This window comes from Kineosphaera limosa NBRC 100340 (assembly GCF_000298215.1).
GTDB classification, from domain to species: Bacteria; Actinomycetota; Actinomycetes; order Actinomycetales; family Dermatophilaceae; genus Kineosphaera; species Kineosphaera limosa.
In genome coordinates this window covers 19,141-41,508 of sequence record NZ_BAHD01000037.1, presented here as the reverse complement: position 1 = coordinate 41,508, position 22,368 = coordinate 19,141, and the positions used below count along the sequence as shown (strand labels likewise).

The following is a 22,368-nucleotide window of genomic DNA, read 5'->3' as shown; positions in this document are numbered from 1 at the left end:
GGCAGCATGCTGCCCGCTCTGCCGAACGGCGCCGAACGGGGGTGGAGGCGTCGGTTAGCTGGGGTCGCGCTCGCGGCGTTGGCGGCGGGCGCCCAAGAGGACGATGATCAGGCCCAGGCCGGTCGGGACGAGACCGAACCAGCCCTCCCAGCGGTGCGTGAGGACCGGGCCGAGCAGCACCACCGCCAGGCCCGCGAACGTCATGGCGTTGCCGGGAGTGACCGGGCGGGCCCCCTTTTGTCCGCGCATCGAGCGCACGGCGCGGATGAGCAGCACCGCCACCGTCGTCCCGACGACCGCGATGCAGGCCTTGAGCAGCAGGGACGCCTCCGGTGGAGTCCAGGCGAGCGCGGCGGCGATGATGACCGACACCGCCGCCACGACCACCCAGCCGAGACCGAGCCTGGCCTCCTGCGAGCGGATCGCGGCGCCCCTGGTCTGGGCTGCGCGGCGACTCTCGCTGTCCGCACGGGGGGTTGGGCTGCTCGTCGACTGCCCCGATCCTTCCGGCGCCGGGGTGGTCTGCCTGGCGGCTTTGCCCGTGCGGGCCGCATCGGCCTGCTGTCGTCCGCGCTTCTTGCTCCTGCCTCGTTTCGGTCCGCTCATTCCGTTCCTTTGCCCGGTCACTCCGTTGGTCCGTCGATCGCTGAGGATCGTCCACCTATCCTCGCCCACCGAGTGCGCGGGGTGGGCCGCCCGGTCGGATCGCCCGGTCGAAATCGGCTGGCGAATCGGCTGGTCCCATGGGTGCTGGTCCGGCCGTCAGCGCCTCTGCAGGTGTCTAGGCATATCGCGAGCCAGCGCAATACACGAGTAGCGGCGGGCATCGTCGGCGTCGACGATTACCGGGTATAGGAAAATCTGCGGCGAATGCAAGACAGCCGAAGACAGCGACATCGGCATACCGGTGCGAGTGTTGCCAGGCATGTCTGTCGATATCTACCGTCAATCGAAGAGCGCGGCAGAATCGGCTACCGACCGGAGGGGATGGCTTGGCGAGCGTTCGATGGCTCCGTCTCGCGAGTTCACTAGAGAGGTGTAGAGGCGGCTACTGACCGCGATGCGAACCGCTGCGGCGGGTAGGGGGGCTCGGTCCTTACGCTGGCAGGTATGCGTGTTGCGGTTTTCGGTGCTACCGGGCAGGTCGGGCAGGTCATGCGGACCCTGCTCGCGGAGCGGAACTTTCCTGCTGACGACGTCCGCTTCTTCGCCTCGGCGCGGTCGGCGGGCTCGACCCTGCCGTGGGCCGATGGGGAGGTGAGCGTCGAGGACTCCGAGGGCGCTGACTTCTCGGGGATCGACATTGCGCTGTTCTCCAACGGCGCCACCGCCAGCAAGAAGTTCGCCCCGCTGGTCGCGGCGGCCGGCGCCACGGTCGTCGACAACTCCAGCGGCTGGCGCAAGGACCCGGAGGTTCCGCTGGTCGTCAGCGAGGTCAACCCCGACGACCTGAACGACATCCCCAAGGGCATCGTCGCCAACCCCAACTGCACGACGATGGCCGCGATGCCGGTGCTCAAGCCGCTGCACGACGAGGCCGGTCTCGTCGCGCTGCGCGTCGCCAGCTATCAGGCCGTCTCCGGCTCCGGCGGCAAGGGCGTCATGGAGCTCGACACCCAGCTGCGCGGTGGCTACGCCGCCGGTGACCCCACCGGGCTCGCGCTGCACGGCGACGCGGTCCAGCTGCCGTCGCCGCAGGTCTACCTCACGCAGGTCGGCTTCAGCGTCGTGCCGGTCGCCGGGTCGATCGTCGACGACGGCTCCGGTGAGACCGACGAGGAGCAGAAGCTGCGCAACGAGTCGCGCAAGATCCTGCACGTGCCCGACCTGCGCGTCTCGGGTACCTGCGTGCGCGTGCCCGTGTTCAGCGGCCACAGCCTGGCGCTGCACGCCGAGTTCGACCGTGAGATCAGCCCGGAGCGCGCGCTCGAGCTGCTCGGCGGTGCCAAGGGTGTGCAGGTCGTCGACGTGCCGAACCCGCTGCAGGCCACCGGTGCCGACGACGTGTTCGTCGGTCGGGTCCGCGCCGACCAGGCCGCTCCCGCCGGCAAGGGCCTCGCGCTCTTCGTCGTCGGCGACAACCTGCGTAAGGGCGCCGCGCTCAACGCCGTTCAGGTCGCCGAGGAGCTGCTGGCGCGCCGCTGAACGAGCCTCTAGCGCCTGGGAGCCCGGTTATCCACAGCCCTGTGGATGGCCGGGCTCTTTGGCGCCTGGATTCGGGCAGGGTGAGCGCATGCATCTGGCACGACCGACCCGCAGGGGGCACCATGACAATCATGACCACGACGATCCACGACGATCGGGTCTGGACCCGCTCCGAGCGCGACGCGCTGCCCGATGAGCGCCACCGGTACGAGCTCCTCGACGGCGCGCTCATCGTGAGTGCCGCCCCGCGACCCATCCATCAGATCGTGGTTTTTGGCCTCTACAACCAGTTGTGGCCCGCCTGTCCCGAGCACCTTCGGATTCTCGGAGCGCCGCTGGACATCGACCTCTCCGAAGACTCGGTTCTCGAACCCGACCTGCTCGTCGCCCGCCGCGACCAGTTCGACGACCGCGGCCTGCCCGGCCGCCCCGAGCTGGCGGTCGAGGTGCTGTCTCCGAGCAGCCGACGTATCGACCGCGTGCTCAAACGCGAACGGTACGAGCGAGCCGGGACGCCCGCCTACTGGATCGTCGACCCCGACGAACTCACGCTGACCGCCTATGAGCTGCGCGACGCGCGGTTCGAGTTGGCCGCGCAGGTCGGCCCGCAGGACGGTTGGACAGCGTCGGTTCCCTTCGAGGTCACTCTCACCCCCGGCCGCTGGGCGGACTGAGCTCGGCCCGACAGGAGCCCGGTCGTCCGGTGGATGGTCCAGCAGTCGTGCCTCCCACCTATGCTCGCGGGGGCGCGATGAACGCCCTCGTTACTCGTTCGTAGGGCACCGAAGATGGCAGGCTTTCGCGTCAGGCCCACCTGCTCACCTGTCCTTGCCCCCCAGTCGGCGCCTCGGAGGTCGACCCGCCCCATGAACTCGACGAACACGCAGACCACCGAGTCGCCCACCACCGACGATGCTTCGTCAGCCGGCGAGACGACGGTGACGCTGCCGCGACGGATCGCGATCGTCAACCGTGGCGAGGCGGCGATGCGGCTGATCCACGCGGTCCGCGACCTCAACGCCCGCAACGGCGGTCCCCAGCGGGGCGCGGCGGGCCGGATCGAGACGGTCGCGCTGCACACCGAGGGTGAGCGGCGCGCGATGTTCGTGCGCGAGGCGGATCAGGCGTACAACCTGGGTCCCGCGGCGAACCGGCCGTACCTGGACCACGGGTTGCTGGAGCGGGCGCTGCGCGAGACGGGCGCCGACGCGGTGTGGGTCGGGTGGGGATTCGTCGCCGAGGACGCCGAGTTCGCCGCCCTGTGCGCGCGGCTGGGCATCACGTTCATCGGCCCCAGCCCGGAGGCGATGCGCAAGTTGGGCGACAAGATCGGCTCCAAGCTCATCGCGCAGGAGGTCGGGGTGCCGGTGGCGCCCTGGAGCGGCGGCGGCGTCGACACTCTCGAAGCGGCGACGGCGGCGGCCGCGCAGATCGGCTACCCGCTCATGCTCAAGGCCACGGCCGGCGGCGGCGGGCGCGGGATCCGCCGGGTCGACTCCGACGAGCAACTGGCCGACGCCTTCGAGCGCACCCGCGACGAGGCGCTGCGGGCGTTCGGCTCCGGCGTCGTCTTTCTCGAGCGGCTGGTCACCGGCGCCCGGCACGTCGAGGTGCAGGTCATCACCGACGGGCAGGGCACCGCGTGGGCCATCGGCGTGCGCGACTGCTCGGTGCAGCGGCGCAACCAGAAGGTCATCGAGGAGTCCGCCTCCCCGGTGCTCACCGACGAGCAGGCGCAGCAGCTGCGCGAGGCGGCCGAGCGGCTGGCGATCGCGGTCGGCTACTCCGGCGCCGGCACCGTCGAGTTCCTGTATCAACCGCAGGAGCAGTTGTTCGCGTTCCTCGAGGTCAACACCCGCCTGCAGGTCGAGCACCCCATCACCGAGGCCGTCACCGGCACCGACTTGGTCGGGTTGCAGATCCACGTTGCCGCGGGCGGCAGACTGACCGGAGAGCGGCCGCGGCAGATCGGGCATGCCGTCGAGGCCCGCCTCAACGCCGAGGACCCCGACCGCGACTTCGCCCCCGCCCCCGGGCGCATCGCCCTCCTGGACCTGCCCAGCGGGCCGGGCATCCGCGTCGACACGGGCGTGGCCCAGGGCGACGAGATTCCCGCCGACTTCGATTCGATGATCGCCAAGATCATCGCGGTGGGCGCCGACCGCGACGAAGCGCTCGCGCGGCTGCGGCGGGCCATGGCCGAGACGACCGTCATCATCGAAGGCGGCGCGACGAACAAGAGCTTCGTCCTCGACCTCCTCGAGGCGCCCGAGGTCATCGACGGCTCGGCCGACACCGGCTGGATCGACCGAGCCCGCGCGCAGGGCCGCCTCGTCTCCGGCCGGCATGCCGGAGTGGCCCTGGTCGCCGCCGGCATCGAGGCCTACGAGGCGCAGGAGGCCCTCGAACGCACACGGTTGTTGGAGACGGCCCGGGGCGGCCGCCCGCAGGTGCAGCACGACGTCGGGCGCGCCATCGACCTCACATTGCGCGGCGCCCCCTACTCGGTGACGGTCCTGCGGGTCGGGCCGCAGCGCTTCCGGGTGCGCGTGGCCAGCGGCGGCGCGGCGACCGGCGGTCCGCAGCGCACGGTGGTCGCCGACCTCGACCGCATCGACGAGCACACCAGCCGCCTGAGCATCGGCGGTTTGACCCACCGCCTCGTCACCGCGACCCACGGGCCGACGCAGCTCGTGGAGGTCGACGGGGTGACCCATCGGGTGAGCCTCGACGAGGGTGGCGTGTTGCGGTCCCCGGCGCCGGCGCTCGTCGTCGCCACGCCTGTCGCCGCGGGCGAGCAGGTCAGCGCCGGCACTCCGGTGCTGGTGTTGGAGTCGATGAAGATGGAGACGGTGCTCGTCGCGCCGTTCACCGCGCGGGTCAAGGAGTTGCTGGTCGCGGCCGGCAGCCAGGTCGAGACCGGCGCGCCGCTCGTGCGCCTCGAGCCGGTCGAGGAGGAGGTGGAGGCGCCGGTCGAGCCGCAGCCGCAGGCCGGCCCGGAGGTCGAGTTGCCCGAGGGCGACGCGCTGCCCGGCGATCCGCGGGAGCGAGCCACGAGGCTCATCGCGGACCTCTCCGCGGCGCTGCTGGGCTACGACGTCGACACTCGCGACAACGGCGGCACCCTCTCCGGTTATCTGAAGACCCGCGACGCGCTGGTCGCCGCTGGGCGATCGCCGCTGCGCGAGGAGCTGGGGATGCTGGAGGCGTTCGCCGACGTCGCCGAGCTGTCTCGCAATCGGCCGCTGGGCGAGGACCTGCATCTGGAGAATCAGGTGCACAGCCCCCGCGAGCACTTCCACACCTACTTGCACAGCCTCGACCCGGAGCGGGGGGCGCTGCCGGAGTCGTTCCGGGCGCGGCTGCGGCGCGTGTTGGCCCATTACGACGTCGAGGGGCTGGAGCGCACGCCGGAGCTGGAGCGCGCGGTCTTTCGGGTGTTTTTGGCTCAGCAGCGGGCGGCGCAGCAGATCGACCTGGTGGTCAGCCTGCTGCAGCGGTGGCTGGCGGAGCCGCCTCCGCCGCCGCCGTTGGACTGGGAGGCGCGGGACCTGCTCGATCGGCTCGTGCTGGCCACCCAGTTGCGGCACCCCGTCGTCGGTGACCTGGCCCGCAGCGTGAAGTTCCGCTGGTTCGACCAGCCGCTCGTCGATGCCGAGCGGGCCAGTGCCCTCGGCGGGGTCCGCGCCCAGTTGGCCGCCATCGCCCGCACCCCCGCCGGGCCCGAACGCGACGGTCGGGTCGACGAGCTCGTGGCCATCCCCGAGCAGATCGTTCGCTTTCTCGCGGAGCGGCTCGAAGACGGCCAGGTGCCCGCCGACGAGCCGATGCTGGCCGTGCTCATCAAGCGCCACTACCGCGACCACGGGCTGCGCGACCTGCGCGAACTCGCCTGCTCCGGGCGGCCGTTCGCGGTCGCCGACTACGAGCTGGACCATTTGCCGCGGCACGTCATCACCACGGTCGGGCAGGTCGGCGAGCTGAGGCCCGGCAGTCCGCTCGTGCAGTGCCTGGCGGAGCAGGTGGCCGCCACGTCGGTCCCGGGCGCGCAGGTGGCGGTCGACCTCTACCTCGGCTGGCCGGACCTGCCGGAAGACCCGCAGGAGGCCAGCGACGCCCTCGCTCGCCAGCTCACGGGACTCGACATCGCCCACGCGGTGCGGCGCGTCTCGATCGCGGTCAGCCCCGGCGACGGCCGCCCGGTCGGCTACTTCATCTTCCGTCCGCAACCCGACGGCACCCTCGAAGAGGACGTGCTCGTGCGCGGGGTGCACCCGATGGTGGGCCGCAGGCTGAACCTGTGGCGGCTGCGCGACTTCGACCTGACCCGCCTGGACGCCCCAGAGGACGTGCTGCTCTACCGGGCCGTGGCCCGCGGCAACGAGTCCGATCAGCGGCTCGTCGCGTTGGCGCAGGTGCGTCAGGTCGCGGTGGTGCGCGACGAGTCGGGTCGGGTCGTCGGGGTGCCGCACGCCGAGCGCGCGGTCGCCAACTGCCTGGAGGCGATTCGACGGGCCCGCGCGGAGGCCGGCGCCCGCGGAGAGCGCCTCGACATGAACTACGTGTGGGTGCACATCTGGCCGCCGATCGACGCCGACCCTGACCAGCTGGGGGCGCTGCGCCGCAAGATCGCGCCGGTCACCGCGGGTGCGGGTATCGAGGAGGTGCTCGTCGACGGCTCGATCCTGGCGCCCGACGGCACACCGACTCCGGTCGCCGCCCGGTTCCACTACCAGCCCGGGTCCGGTGTCGTGGCCTCGTTCGAGGGGCCGCCGAGCGTGCGCCTCAAGCCCCTGGACGACTACGCCCGCAAGGTGGTGCTGGCCCGCCGTCGCGGCCTGGTCTACCCGTACGCGCTGCACGCGATGATCGCGGGCCGCGGCGGCACGGCGACCGAGTACGACCTCGACGAGACGGGCCGGCTGGCGCCGGTGGACCGCCCGTACGGGCAGAACAGCGCCGGGATCATCGTGGGGGTCATCTCGACGCCGACGCCGCGGTATCCGGAAGGGATGACGCGGGTGCTGCTGTGCGGCGACCCGCTCAAGGCCCTCGGCGCCGTCTCGGAGCCGGAGTGTCGGCGGATCATCGCGGCGCTCGACCTGGCCGACGAGTTGGGCGTGCCGGTCGAGTGGTTCTCGATCTCGGCGGGCGCGCGGATCTCGATGGACTCGGGCACCGAGAACATGGACTGGGTCGCGCGGGCGCTCAAGCGGATCGTGGAGTTCACCCAGGCCGGCGGCGAGATCAACGTCGTCGTGGCGGGCATCAACGTCGGCGCGCAGCCGTACTGGAACGCCGAGGCGACGATGCTCATGCACACCAAGGGCATCCTGGTCATGACCCCGGACTCGGCGATGGTGCTGACGGGCAAGCAGTCGCTGGACTTCTCCGGTGGCGTCTCGGCCGAAGACAACTACGGCATCGGCGGGTACGACCGGGTCATGGGCCCCAACGGGCAGGCGCAGTACTGGGCGCCGGACCTGGCGTCCGCGATCCGCGTGCTCATGGCGCACTACGACCACACCTACGTCGCGCCCGGCGAGGGTGGGCCGCGGCGGGTCCTGACGAGCGACCCGAGCGACCGCGACGTCACGCTGTTCCCGCACGACCCGGCGATCTCGGGGTTCGCGACGGTCGGCGACATCTTCTCTCCGGCGACCAATCCGGACCGCAAGAAGGCCTTCGACATCCGCACAGTGATGTCTGCGCTCGCGGACCAGGATTACCCGACCCTGGAGCGGTGGGCCGGCATGGCCGACGCCGACACCAGCGTCGTGCAGGACGCCCACATCGGCGGTATTCCGGTGTGTCTCATCGGGATCGAGTCGCGGGCCGTGCCCCGGCGCGGGTACCCGCCGACCGACGGGCCGGACACGTACACGGCCGGCACCCTGTTCCCGAAGTCGTCGAAGAAGACCGCGCGGGCGATCAACGCGGCCAGCGGCAACCGGCCGCTCGTGGTGCTGGCCAACCTCTCGGGCTTCGACGGCTCCCCGGAGTCGATGCGCAACCTGCAGTTGGAGTACGGCGCGGAGATCGGCCGGTCCATCGTCAACTTCGACGGCACCATAGTGTTCTGTGTGATTTCGCGGTACCACGGCGGCGCGTTCGTCGTGTTCTCCAAGGCGCTCAACCCGCAGATGACGGTGCTCGCCGTCGAGGGGTCGTTCGCCTCGGTCATCGGCGGAGCGCCCGCAGCGGCGGTCGTCTTCGCCCGCGACGTGGAGACCCGCACCGCCCAGGACGAGCGGGTTCGCGATCTGGAGGCCGCGATGGCCGCCGAGACCGACCACACGCAGCGGGCGGCGCTGGCCACCGAGCTGGCGACCGTCCGCCGCGACGTGCGCAGCGAGAAGCTCGGGGCGGTCGCCTCCGAGTTCGACCGCGTGCATGACATCCACCGCGCCGTCGCCGTCGGCTCCGTCGACGAGGTCATCTCCGCTGCGCAGCTGCGCCCCAAGATCATCGCCGCCCTGGAAGCGGGCCTGGCGGCCGGGCTCGAGGCGGATCCGGCGTAGATCCCCAATTCGTCCCCCCCTCAACCACTCGGCAGGCAACAAGGGGCGTCTTTCGGTGCCTTGGTCGGGCGGGGTTTCGCCGGACGTAGCGGATTCTCGACGTACCCGCGACTACGGCCGATTTTGAAACCGCAGGTCAGCGGCCTGGGCTATCGCCGGGTAGGGGCGCGAGTACGTCAAGAATCCGCTACGCCTGGCCCGCCGAGCTCTCGGTCGGGCTTGGGCTCACCCTTGGTGCAGGGCTTCGTAGATCAGGAGCGCCAGGGCGGTGCGGTCGCGGGCACCGAGTTTGCGGAGCAAGGCCGAGACGTGGTTCTTGACCGTGCCCTCGGCGAGCACGAGGACGGCGGCGATCTCGGCGTTCGTGGCGCCGCGGGCCACCTGTTCGGCGACGAGCCGTTCGGTGGCGGTGAGCACCGCGAGAGGATCCTGTGCCGCGGTGGCGGCCGTCGATCGCCCCGTGTTTCGGGCCGTGAGGGCGGCGCGCGCAACGCGCGGGTCGACGACGAGCCCGCCCTGAGCCGCGGCATGAATCGCGTCGGCGAGGGCCTCGGGGGAGCTGTCCTTGAGCAGGAACCCCGCGGCCCCGGCCGCCAGCGCCTGCTGCACCAGCGTCTCGTCGTCGAACGTCGTCAACACGATGACCGGCATCTTCGGGTAGCTGCGCGCGGCTTCGGCGACGAAGGCGACGCCGTCCATGACCGGCATCCGCGCATCGCAGAGCACGACCTGCGGCCCCGTGGCTGCGACGACCGCCAACGCCTCCCGGCCGTCCGCGGCCTCGCCGACGACCTCGACCCCGGACACCGTCTCCAGCAGGAGCCGCAGGCCACGGCGCAGTAGTTGCTGGTCGTCGACGATGAGCACCGTCGTCATCGCGCGGCGCCTGCCCGCAAGACGCCGTCGCCGACGGAGACGCCGCGCGACCCCACAGGGTCGCCGGCCCGGGGCAGCGGCACCTCGATCGTGAGGGTCGTGCCGGCCCCCGCGCTTTCGACACCGGCCCGCCCGCCGAGTGCCTCGGCACGCTCACGCAGGCCCCGCAGGCCGAACCCCTCACCTGCGTCTCCGAGCCCAACTCCGTTGTCGTGCAAACTTATCGACAGCCGATCGGCGCTTACCTCGAGGGCGATGTCGACGCGGGTGGCGCGGGCGTGCCGCAGCGCGTTGGTCAGCCCCTCCTGCACGGCGCGATGACACAGCAACGAGACCTCCGTCGGCAGCGGCCGCGAGCTGCCCTGATGGCTGATCCGCACGTCGAGGCCGGTCCCGCGGAACGCCTGCGCGATCGCGTCGAAGGCCGCGACATCGGTCAGGCCGGCAACGTCGACCGGATGCAGCGCGCGCACCCACATCCGCATCTGGCTCATCGCCTCGGTCGTCTGCTCGCGGGCACCGCGAACCTCCTGCCAGGCCCGTTCGGGGTCGCGCTCGCGCATCCGCTCGGCGAAGTCCAACGACATCGTCACCACCGTGAGTCGATGCCCGAGCCCGTCATGCAGCTCTCCGGCGGCGCGCGCCCGCTCCCGCGCGAGCACGAGATCGCGCTCCAACGCGGCGGAACGACGCAGCTGCGCGTTGGCTTCTCGGAGCGCGGTGTTCGCGCGGTCGAGTTCGTCGACCGCGTCGGCTCGCTCGGCCCGCATCCGTTCGCTGTGCCGCAGCAGACCCGCGTAGGCGAGGCCGAACGACATCATCAGCACCAGCGCCAGCACCTGCACGAGAACGCTCAGCCAGCCGACGCCATGACCCCACCGCATGACCGCCGCGCTGCCCACCACAAGAACGGCGAGATAGCCAGCGCCCCAACTCATTCCGCGGTCGAGCACGACGACCAGCGCCGCGACGAGCACGAGCGGCAGCACCATCGCGCCGTCGGACGCCAAGAACGCCACCCCGACGACCGCCGCGAACGCCGGCCCGTTCCACGAGGTCGACGCCACGACAGCCCCCGAGCTCGCGGCGCGGGGTTCACGCGCGGCTCGGCGGCGCAGCAGCCACAGCAGCCAGGCACCACTGACACCGACGACCACGGGCACCACCAGCCATCGGTTGACCTGCCACGCGGTCGGCACCGTGAGCAGGGCCGCGACGCACGAGAGCGCGACCAGCGCGTCCGGCAGCCACGAGCGCAAGCCGAGCACGGCTCCGCTAGCGCTCGCCGGTGAGGTCGACCTCACCGGTGAGTTGAGCCTCGCCGGTGAGGTCGGGGTGGACCGTGAGCGGGGCGTCGATGTGCTGCCGGAGGCCGGTGGGGCCGGCAAAGGTGCGGACGTCGAGCTCATGCCAAGAGCCTAGAGACGTGCAGGTGCAGGCGGGCGTGCCTGCGGTCACCGCGTCATGTTCCACCCGTGACCACGGTCATGGGTGCCGCCGGTCCGGTCGTGACCGCAGGGGGCAGCGGGCGGATCGCCGCGTTGGTTGGCTGGTGGGCATGACCACCCCTGCCGCACCCTCCGGCTCCCACGAGAGACCCGCAGTCACCAACCCGCGTTTGCCCGAGATCGTCCGACTCGTGCTGTTGTTCCTCATTCTGCTGACCTCGATCTTCCTGCCGGCGCTGGTCTTTCAGCTGCCGGGGCTGTCCGACCTGGCGCGCGAGGCCAACGCCTCGGGTGGCCCGTTGGCCGTGGTGATGATCGGGGTGGCCTATGCGCTGACCACACTGGTCGCGCTGGGGTTGCTCCTGGTGTTCGCCCGGCAGGTCGACCGGGTGCGGTTGCGCGACTACGGGATCACCTGGGATCGGCTCGCCCTGCCGGGGTTGTTCATCGGCATCGTCATCAGCGTGGTCATCACCGTCGTGGTGGCCGGGGCGCTCGGGCCGCTCGGGCTGTTGCGCGGGGAGCCGGACTTCGGTGGCGTTCCTACGGCGATGTTCATCTTCGTGGCCCTCGGTCAGGCCTTCCTGCTGCAGGGCATCCCCGAGGAGTTCATCTACCGCGGCGCCATGATCAACACGCTGCAGCGCCGCGGCGTCATCGCCGCCGTCTGGATCAGCTCGATCTTCTTCGGCCTGATTCACCTGATCTCCGCCGGTGGGCAGGAGGGCCTGCTCGAACGCGTGCTCTACCTCGCCTGGCCGTTCGGCTTCGGGCTCGCGGCCGCCGCACTGCGCCTGGTCACCGGCTCGCTGTGGACCGCTGTCGGCATCCACGGGGGCAGCCATGTCGGCGTGCTCGTCTGCGCTCTGCTCGGGCTGAACGTGGAAGGCCCCGTGGCGTGGGTGGTCATCGGGGCGCTCTACACCGCCATCGGCCTGTGGGGCCTGCGGCGCTACAAGCGCATGGGCACCCCCGACCCGTCCCTGGCCGGCCTGCGTCCGTGAGTCGCCGACCTTAGGGTGCCGGCCTCGAGTCGCCGACCCTGCGAGCTGCGACAGGGGCCGGCTCGCCGGGTCGGCTTCAGCCGGTTCGGGGGCGGTTCGCGGGGTCGGTGTCAGCCGGCGATGCGTTCCATGATCCGCGGATCGGGATCCCTGGCCGGCTCGACGACCCCGTGCTCGGTGACAACGGCGGCGATGAGGTCGGCAGGCGTGACGTCGAAGGCGGGGTTGAAGCCGCGGGTGCCCGGTGGCGCGATCGCGGCCCCGTCGAAGGTCACGACCTCGGCGCCGTCGCGCTCCTCGATGCGAATCTGCGCTCCGGAGGGGGTGCGCAGATCCACCGTGGAGCTCGGGGCGGCAACGACGAACGGAATGCCGGCCCGCGCGCAGGCCAGAGCGAGCGCGACAGAGCCGATCTTGTTGGCGGTGTCTGCGTTGGCGGCGATGCGGTCGGCGCCGATGATCGCCGCGTCGGCCAGGCCGCGCAGAATCGTGCTGGCCGCCGCGCCGTCAGCCTGCACGACATGCTCGATGCCGTCGCGGGTCAGTTCCCAGCTGGTCAGCCGCGCGCCTTGCAGCAGCGGCCGGGTCTCGTCGGCGTAGACGAGGTCGACGGCCCCGCGGGTGTACAACTCGTGGATGATGCCGTAGGCAGTGCCCCAGGCGGTCGTCGCGAGCGCGCCGGTGTTGCAGTGGGTGACGATCCGCAGCCGTTCGCGGCCCGTGCGAGCCAGGAGCCAGTCGGCGCCGACCCGCGACAGTTCGCGATTGGCCGCCTCGTCGTCGGCGACGATCTGCAGCGCCGCCGCCAACACCGCCTCCCGTCCGTCGGCCCGCCGCCCGAGCGCCTCGTCGACCCCCCACGCGAGGTTCACCGCCGTGGGTCGCGCGTCGCGGATCCGGTCGATCTCGGCGCGCAGCCGCGACTCGTCCCATCCCTCCCGCTCTGCTTGCTCGAGGGCGACGACCACACCGAGCGCGCCCGCGGCCCCCAGCGCCGGGGCGCCGCGCACCGCAAGCGTCACGATCGCCGCCACCAGCGCGTCGACCTCGGTGATCTGCAGGTAGGTCTCGCGGCGCGGCAGTTCGCGCTGGTCGAGTAGGCGCAGGTGCGCGGGCTGCGGCACCCATTCGAGGGCCCGAAACTGCACGGGAGGGTCGTCGGGTTGCCGGTGGTTGTCGGCCTCGGCCATCGTCGCCTTCCCTTCGTCGCGGTGCGACCACGCTACCGACCGTCCGAGCAGTGAGGCCGCCGCCCGGGGTTCTTCGTCGGAGCGCGGGTGGACTCTGCCACGGTGTCAGGGAACAGGCTGACGAGCAGCGGGAGCTTCCCGCGACCGACATTCCCTTGACCCAAGGAGACTCGCGATGACCGCAACGCCTCGCACGATCACGTTCGACTGCGCCGACCCGGCCGCGCAGGTCCGGTTCTGGTCCGGGGTCACGGGCCGCCCGGTGGACACCTTGCCGGAGGGCACGCCCGCACAGTTCGTGGGCGCCATCGGCATGTGGCCGCGCTCGAACGATCTGGCCTACCTGTTTCTCGCCGTCCCCGAAGGCAAGACCGCCAAGAACCGTATGCATCTGGACCTGGAGTGTGCCGACCGCTCCGCCGAGGTCGAGCGGCTCGTCGCCCTCGGCGCGACCCACGTCAGCGACCACAGCGAATTCGGCATCACCTGGACCGTGCTGCGCGACCCCGAAGGCAACGAGTTCTGCCTCGCCGAACACCACTGACCCACCCAGCGCCCCACCCTCTGCCCTGCCCGCTCTCTGCCCAGGCCAGTTCCTCAGCCCGCGCGCGGCCCTCGGCTCGGCGGTCGCGCTCGCTGCCGAGGGTTGTGGTTGCGACCGCGCCCGTCGGCAGGGACCGCGACGGTCGGCGGGGGTGGGGTGGTGCCGCGCGTCCTGCGGCGGCTCCTGGGTCAGCCGGGGTCTCTGGTCTCGCCCCTCGGCGGTGGCGCTCCCTGCCCAGGGTTGCGGTTGCGACCGCATCGGTCGGCAGGGACCGCGACGGTCGGCGGCCGTGGGAGTCGCAGGGACCGCGACGGTCGGTGGAGGGTGGGGTGGTGCCGCCCGTCTCGCGGCGGCCTCTTGTCAGCCGGAGTCTCGGGTCTCGCTCCTTGGCGGTGGCGCTCCCTGCCCAGGGTTGCGGTTGCGACCGCGCCCGTCGGCAGGGACCGCGACGGTCGCTGGGGCGGGGTGGTGCCGCTGGTCCCTTGGCTGTCGCTTGGTCAGCGGGGTCTCGGGTCTCGCTCCTTGGCGGTGGCGCTTGTTGCCCAGGGTTGCGGTTGCAACCGCACCGGTCGGCAGGGACCGCGACGGTCGGCGGAGGGTGGGTGGTGCCGCCCAGGGACCGCGACGGTCGGCGCGGGGGAGCTAGGGGGCTGGGGAGCGGCGCGGGTTAGGAGGTGGCGACCTCGGCGGAGGTGCCGCCGTCGCGGATGGTGACCTGCACGTCGGTGAAGCCCAGGCCGCGCAGGAGGCCGGTGAGGGTGCTGATCGCGTTCTGCTCGGCGCGGATGCGCAGTTGCGGGTCGGCGGCCGCGGCCTCGTCGAGTTGCCGGGTGGCCTCGGCGTACAGGGGCTGCGGGTCGGCGGGCAGGCTCCCGGCGGCCTCCTGCAGCCGGTCGAGCAGGCCACGGTCGGTGTCGTACACGCGGGACTGCTCTGTGTCCAGGCGCGCGGGGGAGAGCACCGCCTTGGGCAGCACGATCGTCGCGGTGCGACCGTCCTGCGAGACCGTCAACTCCTCGGGGTTGATCGCGCGCAGGTCGACGCTGGCGTCCACAGTGCCGGCGGCGATGAACAGCGTGCGGCTACCCCGCAGCCACCGCGGCCACCGGTCGTCGTCCCGGTTCTCCAGCTCGACGACGATCTGCAGGTTGGCGGTCGCCGACTTCAGCTCGCCCAGATCCTCGATGGACTTCACGACCGCCGGCCGCCCGCGCGCATCGTCGGGCTCTGAGGAGGAGGTCAGGCGCGGCACGATGATGACCAGCGCCAGCACGACGCAGAGCGCGGCAGCAGCCGCGGCCACCAGGCGCGATGTGGGCATGAACCAGCGTAAACCGGCCATTCGCCCAGGGCACCCGCTCGTGACCCCGACCCGGGCACCCGCTCGCCACCCCGCGCCGCCGCCCGCACGTCACCCCGCGCCACTACGGGCGAGCTTCGGCGGGCGGGCGTCGTCGGGAAAAGTGTCAGCCGATGTGCTCCAGCAGGGCGGCGCGGAATTCCTGCGGGCGCTCCAGGTGCGGGGAGTGCCCGACACCCTCCCAGGCGATCTCGCGCACCTGGCCACCGGCGGCAGCGTAGGCGTCGAGCACCTGGCGGGTCTGGGCGATCATCGGCTGCGGCGGGGCGCTCTGCTCGCCGGGCCAGCCGGGGATGACGCCGAGCTTGCCGAGTTGGTTGAGGTCGAGCCCGGAGGCGTCGGAGACGATCGCGTCGGCGGTGCCGCGGATCCACAGGATCGGTGGCTTGTTGCCCACGTCGACGATGCCGGAGAGGTTCAGGTGCGTCGGGGCCATCGTGTTGAGCACCCCGCGGTCACCAGGGGCGAAGCCCGGCCAGTTCTGACTCGCGCTCCCGTCGCCGGGGTAGTTGTCTGGGCCCGTCGCTGTCGTCAACATCGAGGTCACCCACAGGTCCTCGAACTCGTCCGTGTGACCCGGCGCCACGTACAGCGCCCGATAGGTCGCCCGCGGGCTCGTCGGCCCGTCGCCGCGGTCGCCCTCGGCGAGGGCCTGCACGAACTGCGGGTTGGCGCCCCCACCGCCGGTGCCCGCGCCGTCGTCGGTCAGCAGCCGCCCGCCGGGCCCCGTGCCCCCGAAGCCGAACGGCGACACCGGTGCCTGCAACGTCAGGCTCGCCACGGCCTGCGGTCGGGTCAGCAGCACCTGCTGCACGACGCCGGCACCCATGCTCCAGCCGACGAGGTGCGCCCGTTCGATGCCGAGCGCGTCGAGGGTTGCCAGCACGTCGTCGGCGAAGTCGCCCAGGCCGCGGGTGGCGTCGACCGGTTTGGTCTCGGACTCGCCGAAGCCGCGCAGGTCGATGGCGTACGACTCGCGCCCCAGGCTGCGCATGAGCGGCTGCCAGAACAGGCTGGACGAGCAGTTGCCGTGGATGAACACGACCGGCGGTTCGTCACTGTGGGCAGGCGGCTGGGGCTGGTGGTGGTGCAGCACGTTGACCCGCAACCGCGGGGTCTGCACGCTGCGCGCGTCGATGCCGTCCATGAGCTGCTGGGTCATGTCGCTCCCTGTCGTGAGGTGGTGACTGTGGGGAGACGGGCCAGCGCCTCCTCCTCGATTCTCACCTTCGCACGGACCACCGACAGCGGGCTTGCCGACAGTCGTTGTGGCGCACGTGCGTAGGATGACGCCCGCCCGCGGCGACGCATAGCGAGGCCGACCGCGGGCCGACGACGGAAGGGGAGAGCGAATGCCCGAGGGCCACGTGACCCACCGGATGGCCAGCGCGTACGAACGCACCTTCGGTGGCCGGCCGGCGCGCAGCTCCAGCCCGCAGGGGCGCTTTGCGGAAGAGGCGGCGATCATCGACGGCCGCGTGCTCGACTCTGCGGAGTGCTTTGGTAAGCACCTGTTCTGCCACTTCGGGCACGACATCGTGCACATCCACCTGGGCATGGCCGGCAAGACGCGGCTCAATCGGGCCGACGGCGGGGAGGACCTCGGCGAGGAGGTCGTGCAGCTGGCTCCGGGCGACCCCGGGGAGCGGCCGGTCCTCGGCGCGGTACGCTGGCGCATCGAGAACGACGAGGCGTGGCTCGACCTGACCGGCCCGGCGATCTGCGAGTTGACCGACGCCGAGGGGCAGGCCGCCGTGTTGGAGCGGCTCGGCCCGGATCCGCTGCGCGCCGACGCCGATCCCGAGCGCGCCTGGCAGCGACTGCACCGCTCGAAGCTGCCGATCGCGGCACTGCTCATGGATCAGAGCGTGTTCGCCGGGGTGGGCAACATCTTTCGCGCCGAGGCGCTGTACCGCGCCGGGCTCGACCCGATGCTGCCCGGCGTCGCCCTCAAACGCGTCGAGTTCGAGCAGTTGTGGGACGACCTGTGCGACCTCATGGCCTATGCCGTCGACACCGGCCGCATCGACACAGTGCGACCCGAAGACGACCCCGCCGCCACCGGCCGGGCGGCGCGCGTCGACCGACACGGCGGCGAGGTGTACGTCTATCGCCGCGACGGCCAGCCCTGCCACGTCTGCGGAACCACCGTGAAGACCACGACCCTGGCCACCCGCAACCTCTTCTGGTGCCCCACCTGCCAACCCCTCTCTCGCCGCGCCGCCGCCGTCGCAGCCCGCCGCAAGCAGACCGAAGCCCGCCGCAAACAGACCGAAGCCCGCCGCAAGCAAGGCGTGGAAAGGTAAGGGGCCATGATCACCTCGGTGCACACGCTCATCTACTCCGACGACGCGACGGCCACTCGCGCGTTTCTCAAGGACGTGCTGCGCTGGCCGTACGTCAGCGAGAGCGAGGGCACCGACGACCCCGCCGACTGGCTGATCTTCGGCACCGGACCCAGCGAGCTCGGCGTACACCCCACGTTCGCGTTGCACGAGGGTCGCGAGTACACCTCCCGGCGGCATCACGAGATCGCGCTGATGTGCGACGACATCGACGCCACCGTGGCCGAGTTGACTGCGCGCGGCGCGAGTTTCGACGGCGAACCGCGAGACATGGGGTTCGGTGTCGGCGTCCGGATGGAGGTGCCGGGTGCCGACGAGATGCTGCTCTACGCGCCCAAGCACGGCGTCGCCTACGGCCTCTGAGCCGACCTGCGAACGGCCTCCGAAACGCGCCTTCAGCCGGTGCGCGTCGCGGCCGAGTCCACCTCGTGCCGAAAGACGCTCGGCGCGCCAGAATTGGGCGCATGGCTCTTCCCGACGCACTGCCGGCTCCCCGCGTACCCGACCCGATGACCGCACCGAGCCTGCGCTGGGGGATCCTGGGCACGGGCTGGATCGCCGACAAGTTCACCCAGGCGTTGCAAGCACACACCCGCCAAAAGGTCGTCGCGGTCGGCTCCCGCTCCCAGTCGGGCGCCGACCGGTTCGCGCAGCGCTTTGACCTGCCGGCCGCCGTCGGCTCCTATGACGACCTCGTGCAGCGCGACGACGTCGACGTCATCTACGTCGCCACCCCGCACAACCACCACCACGAGGACGCGTTGCGGGCCATCGGCGCCGGCAAGCATGTGCTCGTCGAGAAGCCGATCGCGCTCAACGCCGCTCAGGCGCGCGATATCGCGGCGGCCGCCGCCCGCGCCGACGTCATGGCGATGGAGGCGCTGTGGACGATGTTCCTGCCCAAGTTCGACATCGTCCGCCAGCTGCTCGCCAACGGGGTGCTGGGCCGCATCCACACCGTGTTCGCCGACCACGGTCAGCACTTCGAGGGCGATCACCGCATCCTGCGCCGCGACCTGGCCGGCGGGCCCACGCTGGACCTGCTGACCTACCCGGTGGCCTTCGCCAATTGGGTGCTCGGAGCGCCGCGCGAGGTGCTCGCCCGCACGACCTGGACCCCCAACGGCGAGGTCACCGGGCAGACCAGCGTGCTGCTCATGCAGGACGACGGGGCCCAGGCGATGCTGCACTCCAGCGTGTTGTCCCGCACCCCGACGGCGGCGGCGATCTGCGGGGAGGACGCGATGATCGCCTTCGACCCCGACTTCTACGTGCCCGCCGGCTTCACCGTCAGCGACAACGCCGGGGCGAGCCTGCGCCACGACGAACCGGAGGTCGCGCACACCGGCGGCCTGCACTACCAGGCCGCGCAACTGGCCTGGTGCATCGCCGCGGGTGAGCGCAGTTGCACGATCCGCCCCCTGGAGGAGTCCATCCAAACCATGGTGATCCTCGACGAGGCGCGCCGCCAGATCGGCGAGATCTACCCGGAGGAGCAGTGACCGCCGCAGTGATCCGGCAGTGACCCAGCAGTGCCCAGGAGTGCCCAGGCAGTGATGCCCGGGCCACCTGAGGCTACGACCGAGCGGATGACGACCGGTCGGGTGCGCGCCGCACCACTCGTGGGCTGCGACGCCCGTTGAGCCAGGCGCCGATCCACGTCGAACGCACCATCAGGTCATAGCTGAGCAGCATCACGACGGTGGCCACGACCCAAGTGAGCAGCAGCTTGACGACGATCGGCCAGGGTAGGTCGGCGAGGGGGATGGCGATCGCCACCAGCAGCGGCAGATGCACGAGGTACATCCAGTAGGAGGCGTCCGCGAGGTATCGGATCCACGGCACCGGCCGGGTGATCACCCGCGCCGCAACACCCAGCAGAGCGTAGATCCACGCCCACGCCGCCAGCCCCGTCAGCACCGCGGGCCACACCTGGTCGACCGGCGCGGAAGCGAACACGAAGGCCGCGACGCTGAGCGCGGTCGCGACGGCCAGCAGCGCGCCCCACCGGCGACCCGCCCGGTCGATCGCACCGTCGTTCGCCTGCAAGAACCAGCCCACCGCGAACGCTCCGCCGTAGGCAAGCAGACTCACCGGCTCCGGTAGCACCGTGGGCGGTGCGATGATGCCGCCGATCGCGGTGCCCTGCACGACGAGCGCGAGGGCGTAGGGCAGCGCGGCCAGCAGGAGGCCCGCCGGCCTGGCCAGCACAGCACCGACCGCGCCGGCCCAACGGGTCGCGCGGGCCGGGCCGAACAGGGCCAGCGCGATGGCCCGCACCACCACGGTGACGAGCACGAGCTGCAGCAGCACGACGAGGAACCACAGCTGGCCCGGAGGGAAGGCCGCGAGCGCCGCGGGGGTGCCCTCGGGTGGGGGCGGGGCCTGCGGCAGGGTCACGCCGCGCCACGTCGCCCCGAGGTAGACGAGCAAGCCCAGGGTGCCGACCGCGAACGGCCAGAACGCGACGAAGGGCAGGCCGATCCGCACCAGCCGGTCGCGCAGGTAGCTGCGCGTCCCGCGGCGCAGGAGCACCAGTCGGCCGAAGTAGCCGGCGAGCATCATGAACAGCGCCATGCGGAACAGGTGGATCCAGAACACGACCGGCCAGGCGAGCTCGGTCTTGCGCGCGTCCTCGATCAGCCACGGCAGCTCCGGGACGAACGGGAGCAGGGAGTGCAGCACGATGCCGAGCAACAGTGCGCCGGCGCGCAGCGCATCCAAGTGGTGCAGGCGCGGAGCCGATGTTGGGGGCTGCGTCGATGTCGGCTGGGCGGTCGAGCGGCCGCTGCCCGGCGGTGTCGCACTCGGGTCGCGGGCGAAGCGGGCGGCGTCTGATGAGGTCATGATTCGACGGTAGGAAGGGCGGACCTGGGCCACCTCCCCCAATCGACGCCGCCGGCATCCGCCGATCGGGGGATACCGGCGCGGTGGTGATCGCGAGGGCACCCGGGAACACTGGAGTGATGGTGCCGACGACCACGCGGGCGCAGCCCGACCGTCCGGAGCCGGGCGATCCGGCTGGGTCACCCGTGCCGGGCAATCCGGCCGAATCGGCTAGTGCGGCGCGGTCGACGGCGGCCTCCGAATCCCGCGATGCGGGCTTGAGCGGATGGATTATGCGGTGGCTCGCGCCGCTACTCGCCCTGGTCAGTTGGGGGCTGGGGTGGGCGCTGTCGCCGATGGTGACCGACCGCCAGCTGGTCTTGTGGGCCCTGGCGCCGATGGCTGGCCTCCTCCTGCTGCGGGCGGTGCTCGAGCGGTCCTTGGCGGTGGCCGGCGCCGGCAGCATCGTGGTGACCCTTACCTACGGCGCGCATCTGTCGCTGGTCGCGGTGGCGACGGCCCTGAACCCGCTCACCTGCATTTACGCGTTCGTCGGCTACCCGGACAGTCGTCGATTCTTGCGAGGCGGCGCTGCCATCGCGGCCTTCACGCTCACCGCGGTGCTGTGCGCGGCCGGCCAGAGCGGCGGTATCCCCGTCATCGTCACGGCGCCGGTGCTGTTCGCGGCGCTGGTTGCGGTGAACCTCGGCGTCGCCGGCGCGATGAACCATCAGCAGGCGCAGCGGGACCGCGAGGTCGCGGAGCGGGAGCGCGCCACCCAGGAACTGCAGGCAAGCCTACGCACCAATGCCGCCTTGCAGCGACAGCTCGTCGTGCAGGCCCGGGCCAGTGGCGCGGCGCAGGAACGCACTCGCATCGCCCGGGAGATCCACGACACGGTCGCCCAGGGGCTCATCGGGGTCATCCGGCAGCTCGATGCGGTGCCGCTCGACGCGGCCGAACCCGGCCGAGAGCGGATCGCGCGCGCCCAGCAGACCGCCCGCGAGTGTCTAGCGGAGACCCGTCGGGCCGTGCGCGCGCTGGCACCGCATCAGTTGGAGGGCACCGGCGTGCTAGCGGCAATTGCGGAGCACGTGGCGGCGTGGGCGCACACCCACCGGGTGGTCGTCACCTTCGACGGCGACGATGCCCCCGAGACCGTTGCGCACGGGGCGACGCTGTTTCGCCTCGTGCAGGAGTCGCTGTCCAATGTCGCGCGGCACGCCCGCGCCAGGACCGTGCAGATCGCCGTCCGCGCGGCCGGGTCGCGGCTCGTGCTGACCGTGCAGGACGACGGGCGCGGCTTCGATCCGCAGCATTGCCGCCCGGGCCACGGATTGCAGATCATGGCGGAGCGGGTGCAGGAGGCCGGCGGCACCTTCGGTATCGAGACCGCCCCCGGGGCGGGTACCCGCATCGAGGCGAGTCTCCCGCAATGACGTGCGAGCCCCCGGACCTGTCGCCGGACCAGCCCTTGGACCAGTCCGGCTCGGGGCCGGTGCGGGTGGTGGTGGTCGATGATCACCCGGTGGTTCGCGACGGCCTGGTCGCGATGTTGCAGGCCAGCGGCGAGATCGAGGTGGTGGGTGAGGCTGCCGACGGCGAAGCGGCGCTCTGCGTCGTCACGCGGGCCGTGCCGGATGTCGTACTCATGGACTTGCAGATGCCCCGGATGGGCGGGGTGGCGGCGATCCGGGCGCTGCGGGTTCGTGACCCGGCGCGACCCCGCATCCTCGTGCTCACCACCTATGACACCGATCGGGAGTTTCGCCGGGCGATTCAGGCCGGCGCCGACGGGCTCCTCCTCAAGGACGCCCAAGGAGCGGACCTGGTGCGGGCCGTCCACGAACTGGTGCGCGGCTACTCGGTGCTCGCCCGCCCGGCGCGCACCGCCCTGAGCGAGCGCCCGGCGGCGGTCGAGTTGACGCCGCGAGAGCGCGAGGTGCTGCGCTGGGTGGCCGATGGTTGCACGAATCGTGCGGCGGCCCGTCGGTTGGGCATCGGGGAGGCGACCGTCAAGACGCACCTGGGCCACATCTACGAGAAGCTCGGCGTGGTCGATCGCGCCTCCGCGGTGCGGGCAGCGTGGGAGCACGGCCTCGTGTGAGA

The 22,368-nt window shown here is 71.7% G+C and carries 18 protein-coding genes; 10 read left to right on the top strand and 8 right to left on the bottom strand.

Features of this window, described 5'->3' with window-relative positions; translation table 11 throughout:
* Positions 1–54 precede the first annotated feature (54 nt).
* Positions 55–606, bottom strand: coding sequence for a tripartite tricarboxylate transporter TctB family protein (locus KILIM_RS24030; RefSeq protein ID WP_006592944.1), 552 nt, complete (start codon positions 604–606; stop codon positions 55–57).
* A gap of 504 nt (positions 607–1,110) precedes the next feature.
* On the opposite strand from KILIM_RS24030, the gene KILIM_RS11920 reads away from it, so the two are divergent.
* From KILIM_RS11920 to KILIM_RS11910, 3 genes are all read left to right on the top strand, one after another.
* Positions 1,111–2,145: an aspartate-semialdehyde dehydrogenase gene (locus tag KILIM_RS11920; RefSeq protein ID WP_040563156.1), complete on the top strand. Its 1,035-nt coding sequence runs from the start codon at positions 1,111–1,113 to the stop codon at positions 2,143–2,145.
* 131 nt (positions 2,146–2,276) lie between these two features.
* Entirely contained in the window at positions 2,277–2,819 is a 543-nt protein-coding gene (locus KILIM_RS11915; protein WP_006592942.1) for a Uma2 family endonuclease, read from the top strand.
* Between the two features lie 192 nt (positions 2,820–3,011).
* Positions 3,012–8,666 carry an ATP-binding protein gene (locus tag KILIM_RS11910; protein WP_083876130.1) on the top strand — a complete coding sequence of 1,885 codons (5,655 nt, stop codon included), beginning with the start codon at positions 3,012–3,014 and terminating at the stop codon, positions 8,664–8,666.
* A gap of 225 nt (positions 8,667–8,891) precedes the next feature.
* Here KILIM_RS11910 and KILIM_RS11905 read toward each other — a convergent pair whose 3' ends face one another.
* From KILIM_RS11905 to KILIM_RS24025, 3 genes are read right to left on the bottom strand one after another with little or no spacing between them, the layout of a single operon-like run.
* Positions 8,892–9,542 carry a response regulator transcription factor gene (locus tag KILIM_RS11905; RefSeq protein WP_006592940.1) on the bottom strand — a complete coding sequence of 217 codons (651 nt, stop codon included), beginning with the start codon at positions 9,540–9,542 and terminating at the stop codon, positions 8,892–8,894.
* Entirely contained in the window at positions 9,539–10,810 is a 1,272-nt protein-coding gene (locus KILIM_RS22415; RefSeq protein WP_006592939.1) for a sensor histidine kinase, read from the bottom strand. The genes KILIM_RS11905 and KILIM_RS22415 overlap by 4 nt, the downstream gene beginning before the upstream one ends.
* Positions 10,811–10,817: 7 nt before the next feature.
* Complete coding sequence (locus KILIM_RS24025) at positions 10,818–11,000, bottom strand: hypothetical protein (RefSeq protein WP_157551672.1); 183 nt, start codon at positions 10,998–11,000, stop codon at positions 10,818–10,820.
* 100 nt (positions 11,001–11,100) lie between these two features.
* Between KILIM_RS24025 and KILIM_RS11890 the strand changes: the two genes are divergently transcribed.
* Entirely contained in the window at positions 11,101–11,994 is an 894-nt protein-coding gene (locus KILIM_RS11890; RefSeq protein ID WP_157551671.1) for a CPBP family intramembrane glutamic endopeptidase, read from the top strand.
* Between the two features lie 110 nt (positions 11,995–12,104).
* On the opposite strand, the gene mtnA is transcribed toward KILIM_RS11890, so the two are convergent.
* Positions 12,105–13,184 (bottom strand): S-methyl-5-thioribose-1-phosphate isomerase, encoded by a 1,080-nt coding sequence (gene mtnA / locus KILIM_RS11885; protein WP_006592936.1) that lies wholly within the window; start codon positions 13,182–13,184, stop codon positions 12,105–12,107.
* 175 nt (positions 13,185–13,359) lie between these two features.
* Here mtnA and KILIM_RS11880 point away from each other — a divergent pair, with 175 nt between their 5' ends.
* Complete coding sequence (locus KILIM_RS11880; protein ID WP_006592935.1) at positions 13,360–13,728, top strand: VOC family protein; 369 nt, start codon at positions 13,360–13,362, stop codon at positions 13,726–13,728.
* A gap of 667 nt (positions 13,729–14,395) precedes the next feature.
* Here the strand turns inward: KILIM_RS11880 and KILIM_RS11875 are convergent.
* On the bottom strand, positions 14,396–15,049 hold the full coding sequence (locus KILIM_RS11875; RefSeq protein WP_157551670.1) for a DUF4230 domain-containing protein: 654 nt from the start codon (positions 15,047–15,049) through the stop codon (positions 14,396–14,398).
* A gap of 145 nt (positions 15,050–15,194) precedes the next feature.
* The gene (locus KILIM_RS11870; RefSeq protein WP_006592933.1) at positions 15,195–16,250 is read right to left on the bottom strand and encodes an alpha/beta fold hydrolase; all 1,056 of its coding nucleotides are present in this window, start codon (positions 16,248–16,250) and stop codon (positions 15,195–15,197) included.
* Positions 16,251–16,440: 190 nt separating this feature from the next.
* Between KILIM_RS11870 and KILIM_RS11865 the strand changes: the two genes are divergently transcribed.
* The 3 genes from KILIM_RS11865 (at position 16,441) to KILIM_RS11855 (ending at position 18,935) form a co-directional block, all read left to right on the top strand.
* Positions 16,441–17,394 carry an Fpg/Nei family DNA glycosylase gene (locus tag KILIM_RS11865; RefSeq protein WP_006592932.1) on the top strand — a complete coding sequence of 318 codons (954 nt, stop codon included), beginning with the start codon at positions 16,441–16,443 and terminating at the stop codon, positions 17,392–17,394.
* 6 nt (positions 17,395–17,400) lie between these two features.
* Positions 17,401–17,796, top strand: coding sequence for a VOC family protein (locus KILIM_RS11860; protein ID WP_006592931.1), 396 nt, complete (start codon positions 17,401–17,403; stop codon positions 17,794–17,796).
* A 101-nt stretch (positions 17,797–17,897) separates the two neighbouring features.
* Entirely contained in the window at positions 17,898–18,935 is a 1,038-nt protein-coding gene (locus KILIM_RS11855; RefSeq protein WP_006592930.1) for a Gfo/Idh/MocA family protein, read from the top strand.
* Positions 18,936–19,008: 73 nt separating this feature from the next.
* On the opposite strand, the gene KILIM_RS11850 is transcribed toward KILIM_RS11855, so the two are convergent.
* Complete coding sequence (locus KILIM_RS11850; protein ID WP_083876124.1) at positions 19,009–20,280, bottom strand: acyltransferase family protein; 1,272 nt, start codon at positions 20,278–20,280, stop codon at positions 19,009–19,011.
* 119 nt (positions 20,281–20,399) lie between these two features.
* On the opposite strand from KILIM_RS11850, the gene KILIM_RS11845 reads away from it, so the two are divergent.
* The gene (locus KILIM_RS11845) at positions 20,400–21,698 is read left to right on the top strand and encodes a sensor histidine kinase (RefSeq protein WP_083876122.1); all 1,299 of its coding nucleotides are present in this window, start codon (positions 20,400–20,402) and stop codon (positions 21,696–21,698) included.
* A complete protein-coding gene (locus KILIM_RS11840) occupies positions 21,695–22,366 on the top strand; it encodes a response regulator (protein WP_006592927.1) in 672 nt (223 codons plus the stop codon). Before KILIM_RS11845 ends, KILIM_RS11840 begins: the two co-directional genes overlap by 4 nt.
* Positions 22,367–22,368 lie beyond the last annotated feature (2 nt).

Bases quoted from the DNA above. Each gene is read 5' to 3' on its own strand.
- KILIM_RS11905 (WP_006592940.1), bottom strand. From the start codon at position 9,542: ATGACGACGGTGCTCATCGTCGACGACCAGCAACTACTGCGCCGTGGC.
- KILIM_RS11840 (WP_006592927.1), top strand. From the start codon at position 21,695: ATGACGTGCGAGCCCCCGGACCTGTCGCCGGACCAGCCCTTGGACCAG.
- KILIM_RS24030 (WP_006592944.1), bottom strand. From the start codon at position 606: ATGAGCGGACCGAAACGAGGCAGGAGCAAGAAGCGCGGACGACAGCAG.
- KILIM_RS11870 (WP_006592933.1), bottom strand. From the start codon at position 16,250: ATGACCCAGCAGCTCATGGACGGCATCGACGCGCGCAGCGTGCAGACC.
- KILIM_RS11880 (WP_006592935.1), top strand. From the start codon at position 13,360: ATGACCGCAACGCCTCGCACGATCACGTTCGACTGCGCCGACCCGGCC.
- KILIM_RS11920 (WP_040563156.1), top strand. From the start codon at position 1,111: ATGCGTGTTGCGGTTTTCGGTGCTACCGGGCAGGTCGGGCAGGTCATG.
- KILIM_RS11910 (WP_083876130.1), top strand. From the start codon at position 3,012: ATGAACTCGACGAACACGCAGACCACCGAGTCGCCCACCACCGACGAT.
- KILIM_RS11845 (WP_083876122.1), top strand. From the start codon at position 20,400: ATGGTGCCGACGACCACGCGGGCGCAGCCCGACCGTCCGGAGCCGGGC.
- KILIM_RS11860 (WP_006592931.1), top strand. From the start codon at position 17,401: ATGATCACCTCGGTGCACACGCTCATCTACTCCGACGACGCGACGGCC.
- KILIM_RS11850 (WP_083876124.1), bottom strand. From the start codon at position 20,280: ATGACCTCATCAGACGCCGCCCGCTTCGCCCGCGACCCGAGTGCGACA.
- KILIM_RS11875 (WP_157551670.1), bottom strand. From the start codon at position 15,049: ATGCCCACATCGCGCCTGGTGGCCGCGGCTGCTGCCGCGCTCTGCGTC.
- mtnA (WP_006592936.1), bottom strand. From the start codon at position 13,184: ATGGCCGAGGCCGACAACCACCGGCAACCCGACGACCCTCCCGTGCAG.
- KILIM_RS11890 (WP_157551671.1), top strand. From the start codon at position 11,101: ATGACCACCCCTGCCGCACCCTCCGGCTCCCACGAGAGACCCGCAGTC.
- KILIM_RS11855 (WP_006592930.1), top strand. From the start codon at position 17,898: ATGGCTCTTCCCGACGCACTGCCGGCTCCCCGCGTACCCGACCCGATG.
- KILIM_RS11915 (WP_006592942.1), top strand. From the start codon at position 2,277: ATGACCACGACGATCCACGACGATCGGGTCTGGACCCGCTCCGAGCGC.
- KILIM_RS11865 (WP_006592932.1), top strand. From the start codon at position 16,441: ATGCCCGAGGGCCACGTGACCCACCGGATGGCCAGCGCGTACGAACGC.